Below are 7,432 nucleotides of genomic sequence, written 5' to 3' on the forward strand. Positions count from 1 at the left end.
TTCATGGGTGGGATACTTCCTCGCTTATGGCAAGGGGAGAACGATCCTGAAATCGGTGTATCCAGGCCGGCTTTCGCACTCGATCACGCCCAGGTGCTGTTGCACGAAGGTTTGCGCCAAGGTCAGTCCCAGCCCGCTGCCGCCATCCCTGCCCGACACCAGCGGGTAGAAAATCCGGTCGCGGATCTGGGGTGCGATGCCCGGTCCATTGTCAATGATATGCAAGTCTAATGCCAGGTTGTAGCGGACCTTGGCCAGGGTCACCTGGCGCGCCACGCGCGTCTTGAAAATCAGCTCTGCATCGCCCGCCTCGATGCGCTCGGCCAGCGCTTGCGCCGCGTTGTGCGCGATGTTGAGCACGGTCTGTATCAATTGCTCCTTGTCGCCGCGAAACTCGGGGATCGACGCATCGTAATCGCGCGAAATGGTGAGGCCGCTGGGAAATTCGGCCAGGATCAGGCTGCGCACACGCTCGCACACTTCATGGATATTCACGTCACCCACGATGTGCGGGCGGCGGTGCGGCGCCAGCAGGCGGTCGACCAGGGTTTGCAGGCGGTCCGCTTCCTTGATGATGACTTGCGTGTATTCGCGCAGCTCGCTCAGGTGCAGGGCCGGCAACTCCAGCTCCAGCAGCTGGGCCGCGCCGCGGATGCCGCCCAGCGGGTTCTTGATTTCATGCGCCAGGTTGCGGATCAGCTCCTTGTTGACCTGGCTCTGGTCGAGGATACGCTCCTCGCGGTCGAGTTTTAACTGCTGCACGTTTTCGCGCAGCTCGATCAGCACGCCGTCGCGCGGCGCATCGAGCGCGCTGACGATGCTGTGCACGCGCAGCGGTTCGCGCCCCAGGCGCTCCAGGCTCAGGTCCTGGCGCAAGTCGGAAAACTTGTGTTCAAGCGCTTGCGCGCAGATGCCGGCCAGCTCCTCGGGATTGAGGAACAGCGCCGTCAGCTTTTGCCGCGACAGGGCCTTCAATGAGCTTTCCAGCAGGTTTTCCGCGGCCGCGTTGGCATAGCTGATGCGGCCGTCGCCATCGAGCAGGATCACGGCCGAAGCGAGCAAATCAAGGCCGGCCAGGTGGGCGGGACGGCTGGAATGGTTGTCTATTGTCATGTGCTTTACCGAATATTCGCAATCTCGCGTTTCAGGGCCTCGACGTTCTGCTGGGTCCGGTTGATATTCTCTTTCAACTGCGCCGCTCTTTCCTGATACTTGGCATAGTTGCGTTCATTGCCCTGGCGTTCAGGCTGGCCCTCGTTGAACTCCAGGCGCTGGGCCGCCAGTTTCTGCTCTTCGCTGCGCAATTCGTCCTGCAGGATCTGGCGCCGGTCCAGGTCGCGCGCACGCTGCTCGGCGCCATCGACCTTGGGAAACGCGCCAGCGGCAGGCGCCGCCGTGGCCACCGCCTGCGTGGCGGGCCGCGCAGGCGCGCCAGCCAGCGGCGCCGTCTTGCGTGGCGGCTCCGTCATGGCGCCCGGTAAATCGAGCAGCTGGCAATGCGCGCCAGCCCGCTTGTCCGTGTACGTCTTGTGTCCTTGCGCATCGGCGCACACATACAACTGCCCGTGCGCCTGTGCCGCCGCGCCCAGCAATCCTGCCATCAGCGCCATTCTGTAATGCTTGGTCAATCTTCACTCCTGTCGGCACATGCCGCATCGTTCCTGGGCCGACTATACAACACTGCACCGGCGCCACCTTGGCGCGCCGCATAAAAAAACGCGGGCAAGACCGATCGCCTCACCCGCGTTTTTTATTCACTACCGGCAAGTTGCCGGCATGGCGCCATTACAGCGAGTAGTACATGTCGAACTCGGCAGGATGCGTGGTCATGCGCATGCGCTGTACGTCCTGCATTTTCAGTTCCAGGTAAGCGTCGATCATGGAATCGCTGAACACGCCGCCACGGGTCAGGAACTCGCGGTCCTTGTCCAGGGCTTCCAGTGCTTCTTCCAGCGAAGCGCACACGGTAGGGATCAGTGCGTCTTCTTCTGGCGGCAGATGGTACAGATCTTTCGAGGCGGCTTCGCCAGGATGGATCTTGTTGGCAACGCCGTCCAGGCCAGCCATCAGCAGTGCAGCGAAGCACAGGTACGGGTTCGCCAGTGGATCCGGGAAGCGCGCTTCCACGCGGCGGCCTTTTGGATTGGCCACGTGCGGGATGCGGATCGAGGCGGAACGGTTTTTCGCCGAGTACGCCAGTTTCACCGGAGCTTCGTAGCCTGGTACCAGACGCTTGTACGAGTTGGTGCCCGGGTTGGTGATCGCGTTCAGTGCCTTGGCGTGCTTGATGATGCCGCCGATGTAGTACAGGGCGAAATCGGACAGGCCGGCATAGCCGTCGCCAGCGAACAGGTTTTTGCCATCTTTCCATACGGATTGATGCACGTGCATGCCCGAACCGTTGTCGCCAACGATAGGTTTCGGCATGAAGGTGGCGGTCTTGCCATAGCTGTGCGCCACGTTCCACACCACGTATTTCAGGTTTTGCGTCCAGTCGGCGCGCTCGACCAGGGTCGAGAAGCGGGTGCCGATTTCATTCTGGCCTGCACCAGCGACTTCGTGATGATGGACTTCAACCGGGATGCCCAAGGACTCCAGGATCAGGCACATTTCCGAACGCATGTCCTGGAAGCTGTCCACTGGTGGCACGGGGAAGTAGCCGCCCTTGACGGTAGGACGGTGGCCGCTGTTGCCGCCTTCGATGTCCTTGCCGGTCGACCACGAACCTTCGTCCGAACCGATCTTGACGAAGCAGCCCGACATGTCGATCTTCCAGCGCACGCTGTCGAAGATGAAGAATTCTGGCTCAGGGCCAAAGTAGGCGGTGTCGCCCATGCCCGACGATTTCAGGTAGGCTTCGGCGCGTTTCGCGATCGAGCGCGGGTCGCGGTCATAGCCCTTGCCGTCCGACGGTTCGATCACGTCGCACTGCATGAACAAGGTCGTTTCTTCCATGAACGGGTCGATATTAGCCGTGTTTGGATCCGGCAGCAAGATCATGTCGGACGCTTCGATGCCTTTCCAGCCAGCGATCGAAGAACCGTCAAAGGCGTGGCCCGATTCGAATTTGTCCATGTCGAAGTGCGACACGGGAACCGTCACGTGCTGCTCTTTACCACGGGTATCAGCAAAGCGGAAATCAACGAATTTGACTTCGTTTTCTTCTACCATCTTCAAGACTTCTGCGGCTGTCATTGCCATGCGTATCTCCTAAATGAATGTGGGGTGAGCCGACCTTAATGCGTCTGGGCTGATGAAGCGAAGCAAACATTGCGTGCCACCAAAACTCATAAGGATCATAGCAGATTCCATGCCAGCTCCTGAAGCGCCCTGGCGCCGGCAGCAAAATGACTGCCATCCCAGTGAAAGTTTTCCTGCCCGCGCTTTTCACGCGCGGTTGCGCCACATCAAGAATGCACTATGCAAGTGCAAAAAACGAATAACGCACTATTATCGTGCATTTTTCACGATTTCCTGAAAAATGCCTTCTTGTGGTGCATGCGCCGTGCACCGTGCTTTCCCGTTTGCGGGGCGCGGACGGCGCACTATAATCGTTCACACCTATCCACTTTCATCGAGGACGCCATGACTACCGCCGCCGACATCCTGACCACCGCCCGCAGCCGGGCCAATGAAGGTACGCCGTATGCCGGCGCCGTCACGCCGCAGGAAGCCTACGAGCTGCTGCAGGGCGATGCTGCCGTCAAGCTCATCGATGTGCGCACGAATGCCGAGCGCGACTGGGTGGGCCGGGTCGATATCGCCGATACCCAGCATGGCGCGGTGCAGTGGGCCACGTATCCGGGTGGCGTACCGAATCCCGACTTCCTCGCGCATCTGGCTGCCCAGGCCGGCAAGGACGAGGTGCTGCTGTTTCTGTGCCGCTCCGGCGTGCGGTCGCGCCATGCGGCCAAGCTGGCGACCGAGCACGGCTACGTGAACTGCTTCGACATCCTCGAAGGTTTCGAAGGCGACAAGGACGCCGACGGCCACCGCAAGCAGATCGGCGGCTGGTGCAAGGCGGGCCTGCCGTGGTTGGGCGCCTGACGCTGGCCGCCTGACTTTCTGAACCGTGTTTGATCTGGCGGGCCACCTTGCGGCCCGCCATCGGCTACAACCATCCATGCGCGCCCGATTTTTTAACTGCGGCGCAAATTCTCCTTGTAAATATGTACCTTATATAGTACAACGTAGAGGTGCGTCATGGATGCTTCCGGCTTGCGGCAGATTACCCTGCTGTTCTACGCGAACGGCAATGGCGGCGAGCCCGTGCGCGACTGGCTCAAGTCGCTGCCCATCGAGGAGCGCCATATGATTGGGCAAGACTTGATGCATGCGCAATGGCGCTGGCCCGTGGGCATGCCCCTGTGCCGGCATCTGGGGCAAGGTCTATCGGAAATTCGCAGCAGCTTGCCCGGCAACCGCATCGCCCGCGTGCTGATCTGCCATCATGGAGATTGCCTGGTGGCGCTGCACGGCTTTATCAAGAAAACCCGCGCCACGCCGGACGACGACCTGGCGCTGGCCCGCAAACGCCACAAGGAACTGACATGAACACCACCGCTCCGCATCTCGGCAGCAGTCTCGACGACTTCCTCAAGGAAGAAGGCATCTTCGAGCAAACGCAAAACCGCGCCATCAAGGAAGTGATCGCCTGGCAACTGACGCAGGCGATGCAGGAACAAGCGATGTCGAAAACGCGCATGGCGGCCCTGCTGCAGACGAGCCGCTCGCAGCTCGACCGCCTGCTCGATCCCAGCAGCGACGTGACGCTCTCTACCCTGGAGCGGGCCGCCGCGCTGGTCGGGCGCAAGCTGTCGATCACCTTAGTTTGATTCCGCCGGCTGGTGCTCGCCCATCAAGGTCAAGATGCGCTTGCGCACGAAATTGATGTGGCTGCGCAAGCCATACAAGCCATCGGCAAACGACAGGGGAATCGAGATCTGGTTGACCATTTCCTCGATCTGGTCGAGCCGCGTCAATTGCGCCGCATACACTTGCGCACGCTGCTCTGGCGGCACATCTTCCAGCGCCTGCTCCACCGTGCGCAGCTGGCCATACCAGCGGTACACGCGCGATCGGATGCGCCACACGTACAGCGGCGGCACCACGCGCGACAGCGGCAATATCAAGGCACCGAGCGCCACCACCAGGACCCACATGCGGTCGAAGAAATTGGCCAGCCAGAAACTCATGTAGCGCTGCAGCACGGGCGCGCCATCCTTGTAGAACTTCAGCGCTTCGGGCGCGACGGGAATTTCCGTGTAGCGCGCGGACGGGAACTGCCCCTGTTGCTGGAACCAGCCCGTGCCGCCGTGAATACTGGCCGCCGCCTGCACGAACAGGTCGATCAAGGCCGGATGCAAGTCTTCGCGCGCGACCAGGGTGGCGGTCGGTGCGATCAGGTGGTAATCCTGCGCGGGAATGTTACGCCCCAGGTCGACGATACCGCGTGGCAAGACCACATGCGTGAGGAAAGGCAGGCGCCGCGTGTACGCCTCCGCTTGCGAAAAATCAAACAGCTTGATGCCCGGCGTTTGCAGCAGCATCTGGATCAGCGGCGCTTCCGGCGCCGAGCTGAACACGAGGCCATCGATGCGCCCTTCCAGCAGCTCCACCGTGGCGGGTGTGTTTTGCAAGTCGCTGACGGTCAACTCGTTCGCTTCCACGCCATTGACGGACAGCAACTGCCGGAACAGGCTGGGCACGCCCGTGCCTTCCGGTCCCAGGTTGATCTTCATGCCCTTCAATTGCGTCAGTTCCGTCACCGCCTTGTCTTCGCGCAGGAACAGCCAGACGGGTTCCGTAAACAGGCTGCCCAAGGATATGAGGCCATGCCGTTCGGCATCGGCGTGCTCCGTCGAGCCGCTTTGCACGAAGGCAATATCGGTCTTGCCGTTATTGAGGCGCTGCAGGTTTTCCTGCGAGCCCAGCGACGGCTGCAAGGTCACCTTGATGCCGTGCCTGGCCAGGGTGGCTGCGTATTTCTTGCCGAATTCTTCATACGCGCTATTGTCCTGTCCCGTCGACAGGCTCACCTGGCGCGGTGGCGCCGGGTCGACCAGCCAATAAGCGAGCGCGCAAAACGCGCCGACCAGCAGCAGGGTGGGACCGGCGGTGGCGAGGAAATCGCGCACGGAAAAGCGGCTGAACGCGAGGATTTTGGACATGTGGTGGCGCATAGGTTTCATGGGTGGCTACGATGCCAAGAAAAGCGCAACTATGCAAGGCACTTTCACCGGCGCCGCGCGGCCAAATCCGCTACAGTGGCAGATCGATCCCTGTCCTACGGAGCCCCGCATGCTGAAAATTCTTGGAAAAGCCGCCTCGATCAATGTCCGCAAAGTCCTGTGGACGTGCGAGGAACTCGACCTGCCGTACGAACAGGAAGATTGGGGCAGCGGCTTTCGCAGTACCGACGACGCCGCCTTCCTGGCCCTGAATCCGAACGCCATGGTGCCCGTGCTGGTTGACGGCGACCTGGTGCTGTGGGAATCGAACACGATATGCCGCTACCTGTGCGCCCAGGCGGGCCGCGACGACTTGTTGCCAAGCACACCCCGCGCCCGCGCGGAAGTGGAAAAATGGATGGACTGGCAAATGGGCGACCTCAACAACAGCTGGCGCTACGCCTTCATGTCGCTGGTGCGCCACAGCCCCGCACACCAGGATGCGGCGCAGCTGGCAGCCGGCATTGCCGGATGGAACAAGATGATGGGCATCCTTGAACAGCAGTTGCAGCGCACGGGTGCCTTCGTCTGCGGCGAAGCGTTCACCGTGGCGGATATCGTGCTGGGCCTGTCCGTCAAGCGCTGGCTGATGGCGCCGATGCAACGTCCAGAGACTCCGGCCATTGCCGCGTATCACGCGCGCCTGGAAGATAAAACCGCCGTGTTTGCCGGCTAATCGAGTTCGATTGCCTCGACCGTGCCGCCGATGACGTAGCAATCGCCATCGCGGCGCACTTCGTCCAGTGTCGCGGGGTCATCGTGCGTGTAGGTGCCGTCGACATCGACGCACCAGACGTCGCCGAAACGCAGCAACTTCACGCCACAGCAGATGCGGTTGATGAAGTTGCCCGGCGTCCTGAGCAGCACTTCCCGCACTTCGCCCACCGTGATGGCGACTCGGCGCCAGACATTGCCATCCAGCGCATGATTTCTTGCATACAAGACGATGCGCACGGCTTGCACGCCCCCGGGCTGATACTGCTGCTCGATGGACACGAGCGCGCCATCGTCAAAGCGGTGATATTGCTGAAAAATCTGCTGCGTCTTGTCCAATTGCACTCCCTCAAAAAAAAACCGGCCCGTTGAACTGACCCCAGATAGTTGGACGGTTTAGTTTGCTAGGTTGCCCAGGGCTGAGTTCTGTATTGCACGGGACTCAGCCCTTTTAGCTTGAGCTTGATGCGGTCGTGATTATAGTAGTG

General features: G+C 61.0%; 10 protein-coding genes. 4 read left to right on the top strand and 6 right to left on the bottom strand.

Annotated features, from left to right (window positions below):
* Positions 1-24 precede the first annotated feature (24 nt).
* The 3 genes from glnL to glnA all read right to left on the bottom strand — a co-directional run bounded on the left by glnL (position 25) and on the right by glnA (position 3,201).
* Positions 25-1,113, bottom strand: coding sequence for a nitrogen regulation protein NR(II) (gene glnL, locus ACP7EG_RS18720; protein ID WP_096234029.1), 1,089 nt, complete (start codon positions 1,111-1,113; stop codon positions 25-27).
* Between the two features lie 5 nt (positions 1,114-1,118).
* Complete coding sequence (locus ACP7EG_RS18725) at positions 1,119-1,628, bottom strand: DUF4124 domain-containing protein (protein ID WP_306823174.1); 510 nt, start codon at positions 1,626-1,628, stop codon at positions 1,119-1,121.
* A 157-nt stretch (positions 1,629-1,785) separates the two neighbouring features.
* Positions 1,786-3,201: a type I glutamate--ammonia ligase gene (gene glnA / locus ACP7EG_RS18730; protein WP_071079202.1), complete on the bottom strand. Its 1,416-nt coding sequence runs from the start codon at positions 3,199-3,201 to the stop codon at positions 1,786-1,788.
* Positions 3,202-3,585: 384 nt separating this feature from the next.
* Between glnA and ACP7EG_RS18735 the strand changes: the two genes are divergently transcribed.
* The 3 genes from ACP7EG_RS18735 to ACP7EG_RS18745 all read left to right on the top strand — a co-directional run bounded on the left by ACP7EG_RS18735 (position 3,586) and on the right by ACP7EG_RS18745 (position 4,835).
* Positions 3,586-4,047 (top strand): rhodanese-like domain-containing protein, encoded by a 462-nt coding sequence (locus ACP7EG_RS18735; RefSeq protein WP_426088820.1) that lies wholly within the window; start codon positions 3,586-3,588, stop codon positions 4,045-4,047.
* A 156-nt stretch (positions 4,048-4,203) separates the two neighbouring features.
* A complete protein-coding gene (locus ACP7EG_RS18740) occupies positions 4,204-4,554 on the top strand; it encodes a type II toxin-antitoxin system RelE/ParE family toxin (protein ID WP_426088821.1) in 351 nt (116 codons plus the stop codon).
* Positions 4,551-4,835 carry an XRE family transcriptional regulator gene (locus ACP7EG_RS18745; RefSeq protein WP_071079205.1) on the top strand — a complete coding sequence of 95 codons (285 nt, stop codon included), beginning with the start codon at positions 4,551-4,553 and terminating at the stop codon, positions 4,833-4,835. The genes ACP7EG_RS18740 and ACP7EG_RS18745 overlap by 4 nt, the downstream gene beginning before the upstream one ends.
* On the opposite strand, the gene ACP7EG_RS18750 is transcribed toward ACP7EG_RS18745, so the two are convergent.
* Positions 4,827-6,170 carry a TAXI family TRAP transporter solute-binding subunit gene (locus ACP7EG_RS18750; RefSeq protein ID WP_099764267.1) on the bottom strand — a complete coding sequence of 448 codons (1,344 nt, stop codon included), beginning with the start codon at positions 6,168-6,170 and terminating at the stop codon, positions 4,827-4,829. The genes ACP7EG_RS18745 and ACP7EG_RS18750 overlap by 9 nt on opposite strands.
* A gap of 130 nt (positions 6,171-6,300) precedes the next feature.
* On the opposite strand from ACP7EG_RS18750, the gene ACP7EG_RS18755 reads away from it, so the two are divergent.
* The gene (locus ACP7EG_RS18755) at positions 6,301-6,906 is read left to right on the top strand and encodes a glutathione S-transferase family protein (RefSeq protein ID WP_426088822.1); all 606 of its coding nucleotides are present in this window, start codon (positions 6,301-6,303) and stop codon (positions 6,904-6,906) included.
* On the opposite strand, the gene ACP7EG_RS18760 is transcribed toward ACP7EG_RS18755, so the two are convergent.
* Both ACP7EG_RS18760 and ACP7EG_RS18765 read right to left on the bottom strand, forming a co-directional pair.
* A complete protein-coding gene (locus ACP7EG_RS18760) occupies positions 6,903-7,283 on the bottom strand; it encodes a hypothetical protein (RefSeq protein ID WP_426088823.1) in 381 nt (126 codons plus the stop codon). The genes ACP7EG_RS18755 and ACP7EG_RS18760 overlap by 4 nt on opposite strands.
* A 65-nt stretch (positions 7,284-7,348) precedes the next feature.
* Positions 7,349-7,432: IS3 family transposase (locus tag ACP7EG_RS18765; RefSeq protein ID WP_426087111.1), on the bottom strand; the 84-nt coding region annotated here is incomplete at its 5' end.

It is taken from the genome of Janthinobacterium sp. PSPC1-1 (genome assembly GCF_049897625.1).
Classification (GTDB): Bacteria; Pseudomonadota; Gammaproteobacteria; order Burkholderiales; family Burkholderiaceae_D; genus Janthinobacterium; species Janthinobacterium tructae.